Below are 19,463 nucleotides of genomic sequence, written 5' to 3'. Positions count from 1 at the left end.
TTTCGGATTCCCGTCCAATATCGTACTCGAGAAGAGTCAATGCATCGGAAAGGGAGCGGAACCTCAACCAACCCGCTCAAGGTGATGCAAGATGTCGATCCTCAAGAACACTCTCGAGATTGCCGCCGCAAGCGTCGTCTTCGCCCTGATTGCGACGAACGCCAGCGCATCCTCCTACTGCCTCGGCAAGTACGAGGCCGCTGCCCGTGCCACGACCGCAGCATATGAGCCGCAATTGAAGGCCGTATGGGGCGAAATCAAGCGCGTGCAGGACGCGGGACTTTTTCGCGGTGATCCCTTTTTGTTCCCCAAGGTATTTTCCGGACGACCAAGCGCCCGGAAAAATTGGTGTTTATTGCTTCGTCCCAGACTTTAGAAGCTTGATGACATCTCTAAAGGAGCCACTGCGACTCAGACCCTGGGCTGAGCGACATTGGTAAGAAGCCCATCCATGTATTCGCAGCCCTCAGCCCTCAGCTGCACCCGCTCGTCGCGCCGCACGTGTCGCACTTCTCGCAGGTCCCGTTCCGCACCATCGTGAAGTTCTGGCACTCCGAGCACATGTTGCCCGTATACCCTTGAGCGATCGAGCGCATGCGGCGTTCGGCTTCCAGCTTCTTGGCGTCGGACTTGGCAGCAGCAGCTTCGGCGGCGGCCTTGTCGGAGAAGAGGGCGGTCACTTCGCTTTCGACCTCTTCGGCGATCTCCTCGGTCAGTTCGACGGCGCGTTCCTCGTAGTCGCGCTTGAAGGCGACGATTTCGGAGGTCGAGATGGCGGCGACCGGCTCGAGCTTGCGGGCAGCGCTGCCGGAGAAGGCGGTGACGTTGGCGCCGCCGGAGGCTTTGGCTGGGGCAGCGGTGGCTGCCCCCTTCGGCTCGCCGGCGGTGCGGTCGATCTGGCCGCCCTGGACGAGGGTCGGCTTGTGGCCGCGGGTCCAGCCTGTGGAGATCAGGTTGGTCTTGCCTTCCTGGATGCCCTTGCCGAGCGCCGTGTTGGAAAAGTCGGACGTATCGACATGGGCGAGGTCGTGGCGGTTGAGGTAGGAGACGGCGAGTTCGCGGAACACGTAGTCGAGGATCGAGGTGGCGTTCTTGATCGCGTCATTGCCCTGAACCATGCCGGCCGGCTCGAATTTGGTGAACGTGAAGGCCTCCACATATTCTTCGAGCGGCACGCCATACTGAAGGCCGAGCGAGATGGCGATGGCGAAGTTGTTCATCATCGCGCGGAAAGCAGCCCCTTCCTTGTGCATGTCGATGAAGATCTCGCCGAGGCGGCCGTCACCGAATTCGCCGGTGCGCAGATAGACCTTGTGTCCGCCGACGATCGCCTTCTGGGTATAGCCCTGGCGGCGGTTCGGCAGCTTTTCACGCTCGCGGGTGACCCGCTCGATCACACGCTCGATGATCTTCTCCGTGACCGTGACCGCCTGGGCGGCGGCCGGAGCCTGGATGAAGTCCTCCATCGCATCCTCGTCGTCCTCGTCCTCGATCAGCGAGGCGTTGAGCGGCTGGGAGAGTTTTGAGCCATCGCGGTAAAGGGCGTTCGCCTTCAGCGCCAGCTTCCAGGAGAGCATGTAGGCGGCCTTGCAATCCTCGACGGTCGCCTCGTTCGGCATGTTGATCGTCTTGGAAATCGCGCCCGAGATGAACGGCTGGGCGGCCGCCATCATGCGGATATGGCTTTCGACCGAGAGGTAACGCTTGCCGATCTTGCCGCAGGGGTTGGCGCAATCGAAGACCGGCAGGTGCTCGGCCTTCAGGAACGGCGCGCCTTCCAGCGTCATCGCGCCGCAGACATGGATGTTGGCGGCCTCGATGTCCTTCTTCGTAAAACCGATGTGCTCGAGCAGGTTGAAGCTCATATCCGTGAGCTGCTCGTCGGAGACTTTCAGCGTGCCCTTGAGGAAGTCGGCGCCGAGCGTCCACTGGTTGAAGACAAACTTGATGTCGAAGGCGGCCTTGGTGGCGGCGTTGATCGCCTCGATCTTGTCGTCGGTGAAGCCCTTGGCGCGAAGCGAGCCGGGGTTGATGCCGGGCGCCTGGTTGATGTTGCCGTGGCCGACGGCATAGGCCTCGATCTCGGCGATCTGGCTTTCCGAATAGCCAAGCGTGCGCAGCGCTTCGGGAACCGCACGGTTGATGATCTTGAAGTAGCCGCCGCCGGCGAGCTTCTTGAATTTGACGAGGGCGAAATCGGGCTCGATGCCGGTCGTGTCGCAATCCATGACGAGACCAATCGTGCCGGTCGGCGCGATGACGGAGACCTGGGCATTGCGGTAGCCGTGCTGTTCGCCGAGCGCGACGGCCTTGTCCCAGGCCGCCTTGGCATGGGCGATGAGGTCCTGATCGGGGCAATCGCCGTGGATGAGGGCGACCGGCTCGACCGAGAGCTTCTCATAGCCCTGGGTTTCGCCGAAGGCGGCGCGGCGATGGTTGCGCATGACACGCAGCATGTTGTCGCGGTTCGGCTTGAAGCCCGGGAAGGGGCCGAGCTTGGCGGCGATTTCCGCCGACGTCGCATAGGAGACGCCGGTCATGATGGCGGTGAGGGCTCCGGCGATCGCCCGGCCTTCCTTCGAATCATAGGGAATGCCGGAGGACATCAGCAGGCCGCCGATGTTGGCATAGCCGAGGCCAAGCGTGCGGTATTCATAGGAGAGTTCGGCGATTTCCCGCGACGGGAACTGCGCCATCATCACCGAGATTTCAAGCACGAGCGTCCAGAGGCGCACGGCATGCTCGTAATCGGCGATGTTGATGTTCTTGGTGGCAGCGTCCTTGAACTGAAGCAAGTTCAGCGAGGCAAGGTTGCAGGCCGTGTCGTCGAGGAACATGTATTCCGAGCACGGGTTGGATGCGCGGATCGGGCCGGCAGCCGGGCAGGTGTGCCAGTCGTTCATCGTCGTATTGAAGTGCAGGCCCGGATCGGCCGACGCCCAGGCGGCGTAGGAGATCGATTCCCAGAGGTCCCGCGCCTTCAGCGTCTTCATCACCTTGCCGTCCTTGCGGGCGGTCAGGTTCCAGTCGCCGTCATTCTCAACGGCGCGCAAAAAATCGTCCTTGAGCGAGACGGAGTTGTTGGAGTTCTGGCCGGAGACCGTGAGGTAGGCTTCCGAATCCCAGTCCGTGTCGTAGGTCTTGAACTCGATGTCCTTGTAGCCCTGCTTGGCGAACTGGATGACGCGCTGGACGTAGTTTTCCGGAACCTGGTCCTTCTTGGCGGCGCGGATTTCGCGCTTGAGGGCAGGGTTCTCGTTCGGGTCGAAGCAGGCGTCGTTATCACCGGAGCAATTGACGCAGGCTTTCATGATCGCCTTCAGGTGCTTGGCGACGATCTTCGAGCCGGTGACGAGGGCGGCGACCTTCTGCTCTTCCTTGACCTTCCAGTTGATGTATTCCTCGATATCCGGATGGTCAATGTCGACGACGACCATCTTGGCGGCGCGGCGCGTGGTGCCGCCCGACTTGATGGCGCCGGCGGCGCGGTCGCCGATCTTCAGGAACGACATCAGGCCCGAGGACTTGCCGCCGCCCGAGAGCTTTTCGCCTTCGCCGCGCAGATAGGAAAAGTTGGAGCCGGTGCCGGAGCCGTATTTGAACAGGCGGGCTTCGCGAACCCACAGGTCCATGATGCCGCCTTCGTTGACGAGATCGTCACCGACCGACTGGATGAAGCAGGCATGCGGCTGCGGATGCTCGTAGGACGACTTCGACTTGACGAGCTTGCCGGTGAACGGGTCGACGTAGAAATGGCCCTGGCCGGGGCCGTCGATGCCATAGGCCCAGTGCAGGCCGGTGTTGAACCACTGCGGCGAGTTCGGGGCGACGCGCTGGGTGGCGAGCATGTAGGCGAGTTCGTCGCGGAAGGCGAGCGCGTCGTCTTCCGAGGCGAAATAGCCGCCCTTCCAGCCCCAATAGGTCCAGGTGCCGGCCAGGCGATCGAAAACCTGGCGGGCGTCGGTTTCGGAACCGTACTGCTCGTCCTTCGGCAGATCCTTCATTGCGGCCAGGTCGGCTTCGGAGCGCCACAGCCAGGAGGGGACGGAATTTTCCTCGACCTTCTTCAGGTGCTTCGGAACGCCGGCCTTGCGGAAATACTTTTGGGCCAGAATGTCGGCCGCGACCTGGCTGAACTGCGCGGGCACATCAATGTCCGCCAAACGAAACACGATCGAGCCATCGGGATTCTTGATCTCGCTGATGGCCTTGCGAAACTCAATCTCGGCATAGGCCGACTGGCCTGCCTTGGTGAAACGACGTTCGATCTGCATTGTCCCTTGTCCTTTGTTTGCCGCATGCCCAAGGCTTCCGAAGCGCTGGGCAAAAATGTCCCCGTCCGGCTGCGCGGAGGATTGCACAGCCAGCTTTCGTTTTCCGCTCTATGTGGGAAACCCGTCTCGGGTTATCCTGTATCTTGTGCTGATTTTGGCTGCAAACACTAAATATAGTATTAACAACTTCTTTACGCCAGCTTTTTGTGACGTATTTGGCGTCAGGGGAGATCACAAAAAATAACCATCGCGACCGGCGGATCATCCACCGGGTCGCCTGAACACAGACGATTTTTTCTGAAATGAACCAGCCTCGTAAATTGTCCGGTCCCGCCGCCGCCGCAACGTGAAATCCATTAACGGCATCCTACCCGATTCCGTCAAGGGCTGGTTTGTGACCTAATTGTGGACACCAGATGTTGTGTGTACGCCCTGTGGAAAACGGGGACAGAAACCAAATCCAGCAAAATCAGACGCTTCGCCGGCTTACCTCCAGCGGCTTCCCGAAAGGCAAGCAGATTTTCGAGATTTTGCGGGTAAGAATTTACCGTAGCGATCATCCGCGATAGCCAAACAGGCGCTGTTGTGGGTCGGGGAAAAACTGATTCGGGGAAGCGGCTGACGCTTGAAAGCCCAGTTTCGTTTTCGATTCTAAACCGTTCTTCGGGAAGCCGTTTGGCCTGTCACAACGCGTCCAAATTGATGCCGACAGTGATCGTGCCGATCGGCTGGTGCGTCTGCGGATCGGACACCGTCAGGCTTGCTTGCGCTTGCAGCATCTGCGTCGATTCATCCTTCTCCGCCCGGTCAACGAAGAGCGTGCCGGGGCCGGCAAGATACGTCCTTTGCCATTTCAGTTCGTCGCCTTGCCAATAGTCGGAACTGGTCTCGCTTTCACCGATGCTCAGGCCCTTGGCATCGATGACGAAGATTTCGGTGATGGCGCCGCCCGAGGCTGCCTGCTTGCCCTTGAGGAATTTCGACAACGGGCTGCCCGTTACCGAATCAATCAGCGGCTGCGCATTGCTCGACAACTCAGCACGCCAGACGGCATCCATCCGATCGATGTCCGACGGCGTCAGATGCGCATGACGTTCATTGTGACCCTTCAACGCTTCGATGATGAGGGGATCTTCTGCCCATGGCCGGACATTGGCCTCGACATAGGTCGTGACAGGTCCGATGTGAACGTCGCCGGCCACCAACCCAATGACCGACAACGACCAGAGGCTTGAGCCAACAGCGACCGAAACGAGCGCCCTGCGTATGATAGTTCGTCCTCCCACTGAGAATCAGTAGCGCGCAAGCACGAGCTAGCGCTTCCGATTCTTGCCGCCGCAGCGGAACGCGGCGCCGGGCGGTTCAATTTATGAGGCCAAACCACTCAAAAATTAGATAACATTCGCTATCGCTCATAAATAAACCGGCGCCGCGCCCATGTATGGGCTGGACATCACGACTCGAAATGCGCGTTTGTCTCAGCCACGCGAGCCTTTCGCAATCGGCTCCTGATAGGTGAAGCCCATGTCCCAGGGGAAATAGATCCAGGTGTCCTGGCTGACCTCGGTGACGAAGGTATCGACCTGCGGCCGACCCTTCGGCTTAGCGTAGACGGCAGCGAAATGCGCCTTCGGCAGCATGGCCCGCACCACAGCGGCGGTCTTGCCGGTGTCGGTCAGGTCGTCGATGATCAGCACGCCTTGCCCACCATCGACCTTCAGTTCCTCCGAAATGCCCTTGAGCACATACATCTCACCCTGCGCGTCATAGTCGTGATAGGAGGCAACGCACACCGTTTCGATCAGGCGGATGTTCAATTCGCGGCAGACGATTGCCGCCGGAACAAGCCCGCCGCGAGTGATGCAGACGATCGCCTTCCATTCGCCGCCGTTGCCGGCAAGGCGCCAAGCGAGTGCACGCGCATCGCGGTGAAACTGGTCCCAGGAGACGGGAAATGCTTTATCGGGAAGTGACATTGCGAAGCTCCGGTTGATGGCGGCGTCTTAGTGTTCGGGAAGTGGTGCGGACGACGGGGGTCGAACCCGTACGGATTGCTCCGAGGGATTTTAAGTCCCTTGCGTCTACCAGTTTCGCCACGTCCGCGTGTTTTTCCTTTCAGACACTTGGCTGATTTCGTCAAGCAAATGTTTTCAGGCATTCCTCCGACAGGCATTCGTCGTCCGTTCTCGTCCTGCTTACCCTCTTTTCGCCTTGGCTTTATTTTTCACGGAGCAGGAATGGAACCGGGACTACGGCGGCCAACCAGACCGTAAGCGATCGGCGACGAAGGCGCGATCAGCCAAACGGTGATGCCGGAATCGGAAAAACCCCTCAAACGACAGGGTTATCCCAGTTCGACAGGCGCCCTATATTTCAGGTTCACCAGGAAACATGGAGGCGTGGTCGAGGTGTTACAGGAAATCCCATTAACATGGAAACCGATCCGAAATCGTTCCTTTGCCTGTATGCTCGGTCAGCATCAACTGGCCTATGTCTTGCAGCATCATGATCAAACGACCTGGAAATGGATGGTTTCCGGCTGCAACGGCACGATCCGCTACGACTTCCAGTCCGCCGATACCCTGGATGAGGCAAAAGCAGCTGTGCAGGCGAGCATCGATCAGTGGTTCCGTCAGGCGGGATTGCTGGACGTAGCAATCCCGTCTGAACGGCTTTCCACCATTCTGGGCGCTGCATAGCGCGTATTTCTGAAAAGCTAATTGACGATAGCTATCATTGATAACCTATAGTTGAATTATACTGATTGAATATCAGTCTTGACGCTTGCAATCCATGAACGGGGGTTCCGACCTTCTGCAAGCTGCAAAGTTGCTGGCCGACGCCAAGCAGGATTTCATGCTGAGCTATTTGATCTGCATGGCAATTCTGAAAGAAAATCAGACACGGAAGGATGGCGCCGCCAAGGTGGCGTAACGGCCAAATGGCCTGAGTTCGCGATCGCCAAAACGATGGACAATGATGCTGGTATCGGTGGGGCTTGGGGCTAATCTGAGTATTAGCCTTCTGCTTGCCGGCAACCAGGGGCGTGATTAACCCTACGCGTGAAGGTTAACCAGCGGTTTCGGTTGATGCGGCAGGCTATTGCAGCTTTAATCGCGATGCCGAGGGAGGGAAACTCGGCATTTTCAGCACCAAAAAATACGCCCCTCTTCGTCTTCGAAGAGGGGCATCCTGCCTGAATTTTCCGGCGTGCGCCTCTATATCCGCCTCAATAGTTCTAGTTGTCCTCGACAATTGCTTCGGGACGATCGCCGCCATCGGCGTGTTCGAAATGCCAGAGGCCGCTTGGATCCTGAAAGCTGATTTCCTCGTCGTCGCCGCCTACCTGCTGTTCGGCTGCTGCGGCCTTTGCCGCCGCCAAAGCCATCTCGCGGCTTGGGAAGGTCTCGGAAAAGACGTCGGCAAGCTTGTAGGCCCATCCGCCATCATGCTCAACGATCGCATATATCACTCTGGCCATTTCTTACTCCCTGGAGCGCGCCGCACTCGATTGCCTTGGCGGCGTCGGCATGACCGGACCGGAACAGCCCATGCAGGCGTTGTTCCAACTGCCGAAATGCGGGTCGCAGGTTTTTCCCATTTGCGTCCGGGCAGTCCAAGGTAGCACGAAATTCGCGTCGTTTGGTAGTTTCGCAACTGGGCAGGTGAGAACCAGCAATGGTTGGCCGTCGTCATGAGAACGGGATAGCACTGAAAAGAGCAGCCTTGACCCGGTGGCTGCCTTGCCGTCCGCCCGCGGAAAGCTTGATCGCGATCCCGGCGACGCCACGCCCTGACGCTCTTTTCCGTTGAACCGGCAATTCCGCTTGATTGCCGCTGGATATCGGATTTATCAGTTTGCAGGTTCGCCGTCAGAGCCCAAAGGGTGACCGTCGCGACTTTCGATTGAACGATCCGAACAGGACTTGCCGATGACCAGCGAAAAAATCGTCACTGCCGCCATGCTCGCCATTGGCGACGAATTGCTATCCGGCAGGACCAAGGACAAGAACATAGGCCATCTCGCCGATATGCTGACGATTGCCGGCATCGATCTCAAGGAAGTACGTATCGTCTCCGACGACGAGCTGGCGATCGTCGCGGCCTTGAATGGCCTGCGGGGTCAATATGACTATGTCTTTACCTCCGGCGGCATCGGTCCGACCCATGACGACATCACCGCAGACGCGGTTTCTCGGGCGTTCGGTGTCGAATGCATCCACGATCCGGAGGCGATGAGCCTGCTCGGTGCGATGTACGAGCGGCGCGGCATGGAGTTCACCGAGGCGCGGCGGCGCATGGCGCGCATGCCAAACGGCGCCCGGCATATCCCCAATCCGGTTTCGACGGCGCCGGGCTTCATTATCGGCAATGTCCATGTCATGGCCGGCGTGCCGCAGGTCTTCCAGGCCATGCTGGATGCGCTTTTGCCGCAACTCGCGACCGGCACGAAGGTCAAGTCGCGCTCAGTGCTTTCCCCCTTTGGCGAGGGGGATATCGGCGGCCCGCTGGGGGAGGTGCAGAAGGCTCATCCCATGACCAGCATCGGCTCCTATCCGAAGTTCGACGGCAAGGCGTTTTCAACCGACCTCGTCATCCGCGCCCGCGACGAGGCGCTGCTCGATGCGGCAGAGGCGGATGTGAGGGCGATGATCGAAAAGATCGCGGCTGCGAAGAAAGGCGCGTAAAGCGCTTTCTCTTCACGGCGTTTGAGGCGCCGCGATGGTGAATTTCTGGTCGACGCTCGCGGACTTGCCGCTGTTCAGATCGTTGAAACGAAACCGAAGGACATAGTCGCCTGCCGCGGCTCCGCTGACATCGGTGGTCAATGTCGCATAGATTTCCTGGTTGCGGAAAAAGCCGGTGAAGGTGAAGTCGCCAAAGGCTTTCTGGCTGGCGAGAACTTCGCCGGAGGCGCTCAGGATGTCCAGATCCACGGTGAAATGCGACTGGAGCTTGCCAGCCACGTTTGCCGGCTTCCAGCTCAGCCCGACAGGCTCGACATAAGAAACGAGCGCTTCACCGGGTTTGAACTGCGGATCCGGCTTCGGCTCATACATGGCGTATCCCGCCGGATCAGCCATGACGAACACCGCCTTGCCGATGGAAAAGGGAAGCGTTGCGGAGAAATCGCTGATTGCCGTGCGCATGACATCGTGAGCACCGATCGCGTCGCCGGCTGCCGCCAGCGTCTCGGCCTTGGCGGCTGCGTCGGTGAGTTGCCCTGCTGCGACAGGCCCGGAGGCTCCCGCCAGCATCATAGCCGCGCACACTGCCCACGCCGCGCCGCCTGTTCTCCTTGTGGTGCCCATTGTCTCTCCCCAGATCCCGGATCCATCGGGATTTTCGGGATTTGCCGGGCGGTGTCAAGGAGAAGCGGCCATTCTAAAAGATGATTATATTACTCTACTTAAATGCGAATAGCTGTGGTTTCGCGCCATGCGTTGTGGCATAGGCATGGCGACACGAACCCGAGCGAAAGACCGCATTCCATGAAGCAGGACGTTGATCACGCCGTCGAGGCCTTGCGCACTCTGTTCCCAGCAACCCCGCTGCAGCTCAACGAGCACTTGAGCGCGCGCTACGGTGCTGCGATCTACCTGAAACGTGAGGACCTGTCGCCGGTTCGCTCCTACAAGATCAGGGGCGCGTTCAACTTCTTCCGCAAGGTGATCGAGGCCGGGGGAACGGGCAAGACCTTCGTCTGCGCTTCGGCGGGTAATCACGCCCAGGGGTTCGCCTTCGTTTGCCGGCACTTCGGCGTGCCCGGCGTCGTCTTCATGCCGGTGACGACGCCGCAGCAGAAGATCGACAAGACGCTGATCTTCGGCGGCGAGTTCATCAGCATCCGGCTCGTCGGCGATTTCTTCGACCAGTGCTACCAGGCGGCGCGCGATCATGTCGAAAAGATCGACGGCGTCATGGTGCCGCCCTTCGACCATGCCGACATCATCGAAGGGCAGGCGACGGTCGCGGCCGAAATCGTCGAGCAATTGCCCGAGGGCACGATTGCGGATCTGGTGATCATGCCGGTCGGCGGTGGTGGCCTTTCGGCCGGGATGACCGGTTATCTTAAGGGCGTGGTTGCGCCTGAATCGTTTATCTTCTGCGAACCCGAGGGTGCCCCGAGCCTGCGGCGCAGCCTGGAGACGGGGGCGGTCGTGACGCTCGACCAGGTCGACAATTTCGTCGATGGCGCGGCGGTTGGGCGGATCGGCGATCTCAATTTCGCGGCATTGAAGGATTTTTCCACCGACCAGGTGCTGCTGCTGGCGGAAAACGCCATCTGCGTGACGATCACCGATATGCTCAATGTCGAGGGCGTGGTGCTGGAACCGGCCGGCGCCTTGTCGATCACGGCGCTGGAAGCGCTGGGGCGCGACAGGCTTGAGGGCAAGACCGTCGTTGCGGTGGTCTCCGGCGGGAACTTCGATTTCGAGCGCCTTCCTGATGTCAAGGAACGGGCGATGCGGCATACCGGCCTGAAAAAATACTTCATCGTGCGCATGGCGCAGCGCCCCGGTGCGCTCAAGGATTTCCTCGGCCTGCTGGGTGAGGAGGACGATATCGCCCGCTTCGAATATCTTAAGAAATCGGCGCGCAATTTCGGCTCGATCCTGATCGGCATCGAAACCAAACATCCGGAGAATTTCCCCCGGCTGAAGGCCGCTTTCGACGCCGCCGGGCTGCGGTATCAGGACATCACCGACAACGAGATTCTGGCTAACCTGGTGATCTAGTTCGATATGATTTTATCCCGTTATATTTTATGGTTGCTGGCGACTATTGAACCATTTTATGATGTCTGCGGCGATCGCTGCCGTCGTTTTCGGTGACAGGGCGTCGCCCGCAATGACGTGACCATAGGGATCGCCGATATCGCCGGGATCGAGCAGCGTTGCCGGTCCGCCCCAGCGCTTGGCAATGCGTGCCGTTTGAAGCGGATCGACGACCTGATCTTTTGCCGAATGGATGAATAGAACCGGCGTGCCGATCTTTTCGAATGGCAGGCCGCGAACCTGCTTGACCAGGGCCGCCATCGGCAACAGGGCGGAAACCGGATATTCGCTCGTCCAATAGGCGGCATGTAGTGCGTTCAACGGGACAAAGCCACGCCGCTGTCCAAGGAGGAGGCGGGCGCTCGCCCGGGCAAACGGCGCCGTCAGCAGGCCGGCGCCACGCCCCCTGATCCTGAAATTCGGCGCGAGAAAAGCGGCGCCGGCAACGGGGCCGGTCGAGCCGGGCTGAGCGAGCGCCCAGGTGGCAAGCGAGGCGCCGGTTGACGTTGCGATGATCAGCGTCCTTTCGCCGATTTGCGTGGCAATGCCGAGGGCCTCCGTCATGTCTTTTTTCCACGCTTCGACGGAACCTTCAGCCATCGCATCGCCGCTGCGCCCATGCCCGGCAAGACGGGTGTAGAAAAGATTGGCGCCGAGCGACGTCGCAACGAGATCGGGCAGGGGGCGGACCTCTCCCTTCGAGGCCGAAAACCCGTGGATATAGATGACCGCAAGAGCTGTACGGGTCTTGGCGAGCGGGTCGGCCCAGACGATTTCCTTCGCAAGGCCGGGCCTGTTGTCGGGAAACGCCGCTTCGGCGGCGGCGAGCCGGGCGTCGATATCCTCAATTGATGCAACTGCCGCAAAAGGTCTCGTCATGACGTGGGCAAGGCCGCTGCCATCCATTTTCTCCCGAGCCGGCGAGATGGTCCGGCTGTTTCAAACTTAGCCTTTGACACCCTCGTTTGCCATGATAAGTCTTCCGCATGGCTTCGTTCTTGTCAAAATTGTTCGGTTTTTCTGGCGGCTCCAAGGCGGATACCGCTGCGCCTTCCGGCAAGACGGAGACCTATGGCGATTGCCTGATCCGGGCGACGCCGAAGCGGGAAGGCGCGCAATTCCGACTGGCCGGTTCCATCGAAAGGGAAGTCGACGGCGTTGTTCGCGTCCGTACCTTCATCCGGGCCGATCTTTTCAGCTCGGAACAGGATGTTATCGAAGCGACCTTGCGCAAGGCGCATCAGATCATCGACCAGCACGGCCCCTCGCTGTTTGCCGATGACATGGTTTCCCGGCAGGTCTAAATCAAGACATTTGGACCAAAGACCAATCGGCTGACTAGCCGGCCGCTGCAGCGACGCACAAACGTGCGGAAAATACGTGCGAATCCTCATTTGGTCGAACATGATACGATCCAAAGCGTGGCCATCATCCGATGGGTGCATTTGGTCAGCGTTTCTTTAAATTTACGATCTATACAATGCCGCAACCAAACCCGGGCGCGCCGCTGTCAATGACCAATGTGTTGCTTTTTCTCTGCGAGGGTCTTGTCTACGTCGCGATCATGGTCACGCTGCTGGAGCTGCGCCATCGCCTCGGCATTGGCGTCTTCATCGCCGCGCTCGGCGTGCTGCATTTCATCGAGACCTATCTCGCCGCGGTCTTCTACGTGCAACTGCCCTTCGGCGTGATTTCACCGGGTTCGGCCGTCCTTTTCGCCGGCAAGTTGATGATGATCCTGCTTCTTTACGTGAAGGAGGATGCGGCGACGGTACGCCAGCCGATCTACGGCTTGCTGGCGGGCAATTTCTTGACAGTCGCGCTCAGCCAGCTGCTTCAGATGCACCAGACGGTATCGGTCGTGCCAGGCCGCACGGCCGATCTCGCCTTCATCGACGAGATGGGCTGGTTGATGTTGTGGGGAACGCTTCTTCTCTACCTCGACGCGCTGCTGATTATCCTTCTCTACGAACGGTTCGGGCGCTGGGTGCGTGGTTTTCTCACCCTGCGTTTCCTTCTATGCGGCATTGCCGTGCTGACCTTCGACCAGGTCGGATTCTACATCGCGCTGCATGCGCTGAACGGCGCACCGGCCGAGGTGTTCTGGGGTGGCTGGTTTGCAAAGATGGGGGCCGCCGTCTTCTACTCAGTGATCCTTGGCGCATATCTACATTTTTCCAGCCATTCGGGGCCGTCCGTTTCCCGGCAGCCGATCGGCGACATCTTCAACACGTTGACTTTTCGGGAGCGTTACGAGGACCTGCTGTCGAAATCCGGGCGGGACATGCTGACCGGCGTGCTCGACCGCAGCCGGTTTGAGTTCGAAGCGCCGCGGCTGATCCGCAACGCGGCGGTGACAGGCAATACAGTCAGTCTGATCATGATCGACGCCGACCATTTCAAGAGTGTCAACGACCGTTTCGGCCATCTCGAAGGAGATCATGTGCTGAAGGCGATTGCCGCCGCGATCCAATCGGGTCTGCGCCAGAGCGATTATTTCTTTCGCTATGGCGGCGAGGAATTCGTGGTGCTGTGCGACGGTCTCGATCATGCAGGCGCGCTGCAGCGCGCCGAGGACCTGCGCAAGCGCGTCGTAGCGGATGTGGCGACGGCGGATCGCGCCGCCGTTACCGTGAGCATCGGAATTGCTTCGACCCCTGTCGATGGTTCCGCGGCACGGGATCTGCTGTCGAAGGCGGATGCACGGCTGTATGAGGCCAAGCGCCGCGGGCGCAACTGCGTCGTCGGCAATATCTGACGTCTCGAAGCCCGGCTGCGTTCAGACGCCGACATTCGGCCGGTCGATGATCTCGCGCAGCGAGAAGCTGGAATTGATCTTGACCACATGCGGCAAGGCGGACAGCCAGTCCCTGTGGATGCGTTCGTAGTCTTCGAGATCCTTTGCGGCGACGCGCAGGATATAGTCGTATTCACCCGACATCAGATAGCAGACCAGCACGTTGGGGCAGAGTTTCACCGCCGCCTCGAATTCCGTCAGCGTCTTGGCGAACTGGCCCGACAGCGAGATGTGGACGATGACCATGATGCGGTAATCTAGTGCCTTGTGCGCCAGGCGCGCGTGGTAGCCGCTGATGACACCGGATTTCTCGAGGATATCGACCCGGCGCGAGCAGGCAGAGGCGGACAGGCCCACCTTCTCGGCAAGTTCCGCATTGGCGATCCGTCCGTTCTGCTGAAGAATCCTCAAGATCGCAGCATCAATTGCGTCTATCGCCATTGATCGAATTTCCTTCGAATTTTTCCGTATCTACGCAATAATATTCGAAATATTACACTAATGATTGGATTCTTTGCAAGGACATGCGGTCGGCTTTCTGTTTCCCTAGAGGGGTAAAAAAAGCAACGGCGAAAGCCGAAAATGAGAGGAACGCGAGATGCGTGTCGGTTGCCCGAAGGAAATCAAAAACCATGAATATCGTGTCGGCCTGACACCCGGATCGGTGAGGGAATATGTGGCGCATGGCCACGAGGTGATCATCGAAACCAAGGCGGGCGCAGGGATTGGCGCGGAAGACGATGCCTATCGCGCAGCGGGCGCGAAGATCGTGGCCACGGCCAAGGATATCTTTGAAAAATCCGACATGATCGTCAAAGTCAAGGAGCCGCAGCCCTCGGAATGGGCGCAGCTTCGCGACGGTCAGATCCTCTATACCTATCTGCATCTCGCTCCGGACCCGGAACAGACCAAGGGACTGCTCAATTCCGGCGTGACGGCCATTGCCTATGAGACGGTGACGGACGAGCGCGGCGGGCTGCCGCTTTTGGCGCCGATGTCGGAAGTTGCCGGGCGCCTGGCGATCCAGGCCGGCGCGACCTCGCTGCAGAAGGCCAATGGTGGTCGCGGCATCCTGCTCGGCGGCGTGCCGGGCGTGCTGCCGGCCAAGGTTGCGGTGATCGGCGGTGGCGTCGTCGGCTTGCATGCGGCCCGCATGGCCGCCGGGCTCGGCGCCGACATCAGCATTCTCGACCGTTTCATTCCGCGGCTGCGGCAGCTCGACGATCTCTTTGGCGGCCGCGTCCACACGCGCTTTTCGACCATCGATGCGCTGGAAGAGGAGGTCTTCTCGGCCGACCTCGTGATCGGCGCGGTGCTCATTCCGGGTGCGGCTGCGCCCAAGCTCGTCACGCGCGAGATGCTGTCCGGCATGAAGAAGGGCGCCGTTATCGTCGATGTCGCCATCGACCAGGGCGGCTGCTTCGAGACCTCGCATGCGACCACGCACTCGGATCCGACCTATGAGGTCGATGGCATCGTGCATTACTGCGTTGCCAACATGCCGGGCGCCGTTCCGATCACCTCGGCCCAGGCATTGAACAATGCGACCCTGTTCTATGGCTTGCAGCTTGCCGACCGCGGCCTGAAGGCGATTGCCGAGGACCGGCATCTGCGCGCGGGCCTCAACATCCACAAGGGCCGCGTGACGAACAAGGCAGTCGCCGAGGCGCTCGGTTACGAAAACCACGCGCCGGAAGCCGTGCTGAAGATCGCCTGATCACGAGTACAGACGATAACGACTATAGCGGGGCCGGCGATTCCAGCCCCGTTTTCATGCGCGCTCGATGCGGCACTGGTAACAATTGTTGCGGGCAGAGCGGACATGCACATAGGCGATCTCGGGGCGATCGAGCAGCTCTTTGGCGCGGGCATCGATATCATCCACAGGCGTCACCGCGCCGCTGCCGTATACGATACGGTCGTCGGCGCCATAGCCACGCAGCAGATAGTCCTTGCTCGTTGTCAGGATCGGCGGAGCAGCTTCACCGCCCGCATAAGCTTCGCATTCTTCCGCATGCAGGAAGATCGGACCGGTTTCCGCATAGGGTTGCAGCGTCGGGAAGGGCCGGTACGCAAGGATGAGGTAGGGATCGCCGGCGGCAATGTTGGCGAGACAATGGCGGCAGGGCATGCCATCGCCATCGGAAACATGCAACTCGGGCGTAAGGCCATAGGCATCCGGTTCGCGGCGACGGTAGCGTCCGGCAAGATCGCTCGGCATCGGCTTGTAGCGCAGGGGCATGTCATTTCCTCCAGTTTGATCGAGGAAGAAATGCCATGCGCCGAAAGCACGCGACACCCGATTCTTGCCGCGTGCGCTTGGTCAGAAGTTGCGCGCGAGCGCTAGCAATTCCTCGTCGCTCAGTGGCTGCACCGTCGCGTCATGTGTCGAGACCGGGGAAAAGCCGAAGCGCTGGTAGAGCTGCAGCGCGCGGGGGTGGTCGAGGGTATTGGTCGACACACGGACAACTTTCGGATTGGAACCCCAGGCGGCATAAAGCGTCTGCAGTAGGAACCACTTTCCGAGGCCGAGGCCAAGCGCGCGCTCGAACATGCCGAAATGCGAGAGCTCGACATTGTCCTCATCGACCTGCAGCAGTTCAAAAAATCCGGCCGGCGCGCCGTTGACGTATAGGACAGTCACGGAATTGCGCTTGTCATGCAGGATGTCAGTCAGTTCCGCATCGCTCAGCCGCAACCGATCGACCCAGCTCCAGCGCCGTCCGACCTGCAGATAGAGAAAGCGGTAGAACGGCAGCGGGATTTCCGGCACACGCATGATCGCGGTCTGGATGTTGACCGGCACGGGCAGGCTCTGCTTCGGCGCTGCCGTCATTTCCAACTCGGTGACGCGCACCGCAAGCGGCTCCATACCTTTTTCCTCGATCATTTCGATCACTCTTTTCCCGTCACCACGGGCGTATCCGCCCGGCTGCCCCATTCGGACCAGGAGCCATCATAAAGCTTATTGTCCGCATGGCCCAACGATTGCAATGCGAGCGTGATGATCGCCGCGGTGATGCCGGAGCCGCAGGTGGTAACGACCGGCTTTTCGAGATCGATGCCGGCGGATTCGATGGTTTCCCGCAGGCCGTCCAGCGATTTGAGCTTGCCGCCGGTGGAAAAGACGCCGGAGGGGAGGCTCTTGGCACCCGGCATGTGACCCGAGCGCATGCCGGGCCTTGGCTCGGCTTCGTCGCCGGTAAAGCGGGCGGCGCCGCGCGCGTCGGCAATCTGGCGATTGCCGGTCGCGACGATGTCGACCATCTCGGCAAAGGAGGTGATTGCCTGCGCGTTGAACCGGGGATGGAACGTGACCGGAACCGGCTCCGGGACATCCGTCGTCACAGGACGTCCCTCCGCCTTCCAGCCGTCCATGCCGCCATCCAGCACGAAGACCGATTTCGCCCCCATGGTGCGCAACAGCCACCAGACGCGTGGCGCCGTGAAGATGCCCGGACCGTCATAAACGACAATCGTGTCTGCCTCGCCGATGCCGAGCTTGCCGACTGCATCGGCGAAGGCGGCGGGCGCTGGGATGGTGTGCGGTAGGCCGCTGGTCAGGTCGGCGATGACATCCTGATCGTAGAATACGGCGCCCGGAATATGCGCCGCGGCATATTCCGCCTTCGGATCGCGCTTCTGCGCCGGCAGATACCAAGAGGCATCAATGATCTTGACGGTTGGATCGTTCAGCCGCTGTTCCAGCCAATCGGCGGAAACGACGAAGGCGCTTTTCTGTTCGCTCATTGCTCTATTCTCCGATCAAAGGGTGGGTGCGGTTTCCGGCGTACCGAACCGGATGCGGAAACGGCGGTTTTCCTTACCCTTCTTTTCAATTTTGGCGATGAAAATGGCGCCGACCTCCTGGGTTTCGGAGACGTGCGTACCGCCGCAGGGCTGGCTGTCCACCGAGGAATTCTCGCCGATGCAGACGAGACTGACCCGGCCGAGACCGATCGGCGGGCGGACGTTCTTCGACTTGACGATGTCGGGATTGGCAGCAAGGTCCGCGTCGGTGATCCACTGCAGGTAGACAGGGTGGTTCTCGTTCACCAGCTTCATCAGCGCTGACGTCACCTCGTCCTTGTCGATGGTTTCGCTCATGTCAAAATCGACGCGGCTTTCCTCCTCGCCGACAGCGGCACCGGTGATCGGAAACTGACAGACGACGGAAAGGAGATGGCAGGCCGTATGCATACGCATCAGCCTGTAGCGGCGTGGCCAGTCGATGTGCAGCACCAGCTTTTCGCCAACCAGCGGAACCGGCTGATCGGCGACGGGGACGTGGATGATGATGTCCTTGGTGTCGCCATTGCGCGTCGCGGCGATTTCGATGCGGCCGCCGTCGGCGCGTTCGAAAAAGCCGTTGTCGCCGGGCTGCCCGCCCGACGTCGCGTAGAAGCAGGTTTGATCGAGTTCGATGCCGCCGTCTTCCCTTATTCCCGTAACGATCGCTTCCGTTGTTGAAAGGTAGAAATCGTCGCGAAAAAGGGCAGTCGTTTTCATGAGATGCTTATCCGGCGGGTTCGTATGGCACCGTTATCCCGGAATTCCTGGTCAGCCAGGCCGGAACGGGAAGGCCCTTGGACTTCAGAAATGCCGGATTGAACAGTTTCGACTGATAGCGGTTACCATAGTCGCAGAGGATCGTCACGATGGTATGTCCCGGACCCAGATCTTTTGCCAGGCGGATGGCGCCGGCAATGTTGATGCCGGTCGAGCCGCCGACGCAGATGCCTTCCTTTTCAAGGAGATCGAAGACCAGCGGTACGGCTTCCGTATCCGGAATCTGGTAAGCGAAATCCGGCGTGAACCCTTCGAGGTTTGCGGTGATGCGGCCCTGGCCGATGCCCTCGGTGATCGAGCCACCGGAGGATTTCAGTTCACCATTAGCATAGTAGTTGTAGAGTGCCGCCCCCTCCGGATCAGCAATGCCGATCTTGATGTTCGGGTTCTTCGCTTTCAGGCCGAGCGCCACGCCGGCGAGCGTGCCGCCGGACCCGACCGCGCAGATGAAACCATCGACCTTGCCGTCGGTATCGCGCCAGATTTCCGGTGCCGTCGTCTCCACATGCGCGTCACGATTGGCGACATTGTCGAACTGGTTGGCCCAGATCGCGCCGTTCGGCTCGGTCTTTGCGAGTTCGGCTGCGAGACGGCCGGACAGTTTCACGTAGTTGTTTGGGTTCTTGTAGGGCACGGCCGGGACTTCGACCAGCTCGGCGCCGAGCAAGCGAATGGCATCCTTCTTTTCCTGGCTCTGCGTCTCCGGAATGACGATGACCGTGCGGTAGCCGAGCGCCTGCGCGACCACTGCGAGGCCGATTCCGGTGTTGCCGGCAGTACCTTCGACAATGACGCCACCCGGCTTCAGTTGCCCTGATTTTTCCGCCTGGCGGATGATCGACAGCGCCGCCCGATCCTTGACCGACTGGCCCGGATTGAGAAATTCGGCCTTGCCGAGAATGGTGCAGCCGGTGGCCTCGGACGGTCCCTTGAGGCGGATCAGCGGCGTATTGCCGATGGCGTCGAGAACGGAGGGCAGAACGGACATGAGCGAACCTCTTGGCTGCGGGGTACTGCATCAGGCGGTCGCCTGACGCGGATGAT

At 60.1% G+C, this 19,463-nt stretch carries 19 protein-coding genes and 1 tRNA gene; 7 read left to right on the top strand and 13 right to left on the bottom strand.

Translation table 11 applies throughout. The features are described from left to right. Positions 1 to 91 precede the first annotated feature (91 nt). Complete coding sequence (locus WI754_RS15865) at positions 92 to 376, top strand: hypothetical protein (protein WP_349434453.1); 285 nt, start codon at positions 92 to 94, stop codon at positions 374 to 376. Positions 377 to 473: 97 nt separating this feature from the next. On the opposite strand, the gene WI754_RS15860 is transcribed toward WI754_RS15865, so the two are convergent. The 4 genes from WI754_RS15860 to WI754_RS15845 form a co-directional block, all read right to left on the bottom strand. Continuing rightward, on the bottom strand, positions 474 to 4,274 hold the full coding sequence (locus WI754_RS15860; RefSeq protein ID WP_349434452.1) for a vitamin B12-dependent ribonucleotide reductase: 3,801 nt from the start codon (positions 4,272 to 4,274) through the stop codon (positions 474 to 476). A 683-nt stretch (positions 4,275 to 4,957) separates the two neighbouring features. After that, a complete protein-coding gene (locus WI754_RS15855) occupies positions 4,958 to 5,476 on the bottom strand; it encodes a hypothetical protein (RefSeq protein ID WP_349434451.1) in 519 nt (172 codons plus the stop codon). Positions 5,477 to 5,752: 276 nt separating this feature from the next. Next, complete coding sequence (gene gpt, locus WI754_RS15850) at positions 5,753 to 6,250, bottom strand: xanthine phosphoribosyltransferase (RefSeq protein WP_037130339.1); 498 nt, start codon at positions 6,248 to 6,250, stop codon at positions 5,753 to 5,755. Positions 6,251 to 6,292: 42 nt separating this feature from the next. Beyond that, positions 6,293 to 6,377: transfer RNA gene (locus WI754_RS15845), tRNA-Leu, on the bottom strand. 296 nt (positions 6,378 to 6,673) lie between these two features. Between WI754_RS15845 and WI754_RS15840 the strand changes: the two genes are divergently transcribed. Further along, positions 6,674 to 6,973: a hypothetical protein gene (locus WI754_RS15840; RefSeq protein WP_349434450.1), complete on the top strand. Its 300-nt coding sequence runs from the start codon at positions 6,674 to 6,676 to the stop codon at positions 6,971 to 6,973. Between the two features lie 539 nt (positions 6,974 to 7,512). Here WI754_RS15840 and WI754_RS15835 read toward each other — a convergent pair. Next, a complete protein-coding gene (locus tag WI754_RS15835; RefSeq protein WP_349434449.1) occupies positions 7,513 to 7,755 on the bottom strand; it encodes a DUF2188 domain-containing protein in 243 nt (80 codons plus the stop codon). A gap of 451 nt (positions 7,756 to 8,206) precedes the next feature. Between WI754_RS15835 and WI754_RS15830 the strand changes: the two genes are divergently transcribed. Further along, positions 8,207 to 8,962 carry a competence/damage-inducible protein A gene (locus WI754_RS15830; protein ID WP_349434447.1) on the top strand — a complete coding sequence of 252 codons (756 nt, stop codon included), beginning with the start codon at positions 8,207 to 8,209 and terminating at the stop codon, positions 8,960 to 8,962. A 12-nt stretch (positions 8,963 to 8,974) separates the two neighbouring features. Here WI754_RS15830 and WI754_RS15825 read toward each other — a convergent pair whose 3' ends face one another. Beyond that, on the bottom strand, positions 8,975 to 9,535 hold the full coding sequence (locus WI754_RS15825) for a hypothetical protein (protein ID WP_349437831.1): 561 nt from the start codon (positions 9,533 to 9,535) through the stop codon (positions 8,975 to 8,977). A 231-nt stretch (positions 9,536 to 9,766) separates the two neighbouring features. Here WI754_RS15825 and ilvA point away from each other — a divergent pair, with 231 nt between their 5' ends. After that, positions 9,767 to 11,014 carry a threonine ammonia-lyase gene (ilvA, locus tag WI754_RS15820; protein WP_349434445.1) on the top strand — a complete coding sequence of 416 codons (1,248 nt, stop codon included), beginning with the start codon at positions 9,767 to 9,769 and terminating at the stop codon, positions 11,012 to 11,014. 27 nt (positions 11,015 to 11,041) lie between these two features. Here the strand turns inward: ilvA and WI754_RS15815 are convergent, their stop codons facing one another. Then, positions 11,042 to 11,959 (bottom strand): alpha/beta fold hydrolase, encoded by a 918-nt coding sequence (locus tag WI754_RS15815; RefSeq protein ID WP_349434443.1) that lies wholly within the window; start codon positions 11,957 to 11,959, stop codon positions 11,042 to 11,044. 80 nt (positions 11,960 to 12,039) lie between these two features. On the opposite strand from WI754_RS15815, the gene WI754_RS15810 reads away from it, so the two are divergent. Then, positions 12,040 to 12,357, top strand: coding sequence for an HlyU family transcriptional regulator (locus tag WI754_RS15810; RefSeq protein ID WP_349434441.1), 318 nt, complete (start codon positions 12,040 to 12,042; stop codon positions 12,355 to 12,357). Positions 12,358 to 12,533: 176 nt separating this feature from the next. Then, on the top strand, positions 12,534 to 13,811 hold the full coding sequence (locus WI754_RS15805; RefSeq protein ID WP_349434439.1) for a GGDEF domain-containing protein: 1,278 nt from the start codon (positions 12,534 to 12,536) through the stop codon (positions 13,809 to 13,811). 21 nt (positions 13,812 to 13,832) lie between these two features. On the opposite strand, the gene WI754_RS15800 is transcribed toward WI754_RS15805, so the two are convergent. After that, positions 13,833 to 14,291, bottom strand: coding sequence for an Lrp/AsnC family transcriptional regulator (locus tag WI754_RS15800; protein ID WP_349434438.1), 459 nt, complete (start codon positions 14,289 to 14,291; stop codon positions 13,833 to 13,835). A 157-nt stretch (positions 14,292 to 14,448) separates the two neighbouring features. On the opposite strand from WI754_RS15800, the gene ald reads away from it, so the two are divergent. Beyond that, positions 14,449 to 15,567 (top strand): alanine dehydrogenase, encoded by a 1,119-nt coding sequence (ald, locus tag WI754_RS15795; RefSeq protein WP_349434436.1) that lies wholly within the window; start codon positions 14,449 to 14,451, stop codon positions 15,565 to 15,567. 54 nt (positions 15,568 to 15,621) lie between these two features. On the opposite strand, the gene WI754_RS15790 is transcribed toward ald, so the two are convergent. The 5 genes from WI754_RS15790 to WI754_RS15770 form a co-directional block, all read right to left on the bottom strand. Next, positions 15,622 to 16,092 carry a DUF1203 domain-containing protein gene (locus WI754_RS15790; RefSeq protein ID WP_349434434.1) on the bottom strand — a complete coding sequence of 157 codons (471 nt, stop codon included), beginning with the start codon at positions 16,090 to 16,092 and terminating at the stop codon, positions 15,622 to 15,624. A gap of 81 nt (positions 16,093 to 16,173) precedes the next feature. Next, on the bottom strand, positions 16,174 to 16,740 hold the full coding sequence (locus WI754_RS15785; protein WP_349434433.1) for a GNAT family N-acetyltransferase: 567 nt from the start codon (positions 16,738 to 16,740) through the stop codon (positions 16,174 to 16,176). Between the two features lie 5 nt (positions 16,741 to 16,745). After that, positions 16,746 to 17,600: a 3-mercaptopyruvate sulfurtransferase gene (sseA, locus tag WI754_RS15780; RefSeq protein ID WP_349434431.1), complete on the bottom strand. Its 855-nt coding sequence runs from the start codon at positions 17,598 to 17,600 to the stop codon at positions 16,746 to 16,748. A gap of 15 nt (positions 17,601 to 17,615) precedes the next feature. Beyond that, positions 17,616 to 18,359 carry an alanyl-tRNA editing protein gene (locus WI754_RS15775; protein ID WP_349434429.1) on the bottom strand — a complete coding sequence of 248 codons (744 nt, stop codon included), beginning with the start codon at positions 18,357 to 18,359 and terminating at the stop codon, positions 17,616 to 17,618. Positions 18,360 to 18,366: 7 nt separating this feature from the next. Further along, entirely contained in the window at positions 18,367 to 19,407 is a 1,041-nt protein-coding gene (locus WI754_RS15770) for a cysteine synthase A (RefSeq protein WP_349434428.1), read from the bottom strand. Between the last annotated feature and the right edge of the window lie 56 nt (positions 19,408 to 19,463).

The sequence above is a fragment of the Pararhizobium sp. A13 genome (genome assembly GCF_040126305.1).
In the GTDB taxonomy this organism is placed as follows: domain Bacteria; phylum Pseudomonadota; class Alphaproteobacteria; order Rhizobiales; family Rhizobiaceae; genus Pararhizobium.
The sequence above is the reverse complement of the archived record's forward strand: the minus strand, read 5'-3'. Positions and strand labels throughout refer to the sequence as shown.

What these genes read in the sequence shown, in the direction of transcription:
- WI754_RS15865 (WP_349434453.1), top strand. Translation starts at nt 92, where the DNA reads ATGTCGATCCTCAAGAACACTCTCGAGATTGCCGCCGCAAGCGTCGTC.
- WI754_RS15860 (WP_349434452.1), bottom strand. Translation starts at nt 4,274, where the DNA reads ATGCAGATCGAACGTCGTTTCACCAAGGCAGGCCAGTCGGCCTATGCC.
- gpt (WP_037130339.1), bottom strand. Translation starts at nt 6,250, where the DNA reads ATGTCACTTCCCGATAAAGCATTTCCCGTCTCCTGGGACCAGTTTCAC.
- WI754_RS15835 (WP_349434449.1), bottom strand. Translation starts at nt 7,755, where the DNA reads ATGGCCAGAGTGATATATGCGATCGTTGAGCATGATGGCGGATGGGCC.
- WI754_RS15830 (WP_349434447.1), top strand. Translation starts at nt 8,207, where the DNA reads ATGACCAGCGAAAAAATCGTCACTGCCGCCATGCTCGCCATTGGCGAC.
- WI754_RS15825 (WP_349437831.1), bottom strand. Translation starts at nt 9,535, where the DNA reads ATGATGCTGGCGGGAGCCTCCGGGCCTGTCGCAGCAGGGCAACTCACC.
- ilvA (WP_349434445.1), top strand. Translation starts at nt 9,767, where the DNA reads ATGAAGCAGGACGTTGATCACGCCGTCGAGGCCTTGCGCACTCTGTTC.
- WI754_RS15815 (WP_349434443.1), bottom strand. Translation starts at nt 11,959, where the DNA reads ATGGATGGCAGCGGCCTTGCCCACGTCATGACGAGACCTTTTGCGGCA.
- WI754_RS15810 (WP_349434441.1), top strand. Translation starts at nt 12,040, where the DNA reads ATGGCTTCGTTCTTGTCAAAATTGTTCGGTTTTTCTGGCGGCTCCAAG.
- WI754_RS15805 (WP_349434439.1), top strand. Translation starts at nt 12,534, where the DNA reads ATGCCGCAACCAAACCCGGGCGCGCCGCTGTCAATGACCAATGTGTTG.
- WI754_RS15800 (WP_349434438.1), bottom strand. Translation starts at nt 14,291, where the DNA reads ATGGCGATAGACGCAATTGATGCTGCGATCTTGAGGATTCTTCAGCAG.
- ald (WP_349434436.1), top strand. Translation starts at nt 14,449, where the DNA reads ATGCGTGTCGGTTGCCCGAAGGAAATCAAAAACCATGAATATCGTGTC.
- WI754_RS15790 (WP_349434434.1), bottom strand. Translation starts at nt 16,092, where the DNA reads ATGCCCCTGCGCTACAAGCCGATGCCGAGCGATCTTGCCGGACGCTAC.
- WI754_RS15785 (WP_349434433.1), bottom strand. Translation starts at nt 16,740, where the DNA reads ATGATCGAGGAAAAAGGTATGGAGCCGCTTGCGGTGCGCGTCACCGAG.
- sseA (WP_349434431.1), bottom strand. Translation starts at nt 17,600, where the DNA reads ATGAGCGAACAGAAAAGCGCCTTCGTCGTTTCCGCCGATTGGCTGGAA.
- WI754_RS15775 (WP_349434429.1), bottom strand. Translation starts at nt 18,359, where the DNA reads ATGAAAACGACTGCCCTTTTTCGCGACGATTTCTACCTTTCAACAACG.
- WI754_RS15770 (WP_349434428.1), bottom strand. Translation starts at nt 19,407, where the DNA reads ATGTCCGTTCTGCCCTCCGTTCTCGACGCCATCGGCAATACGCCGCTG.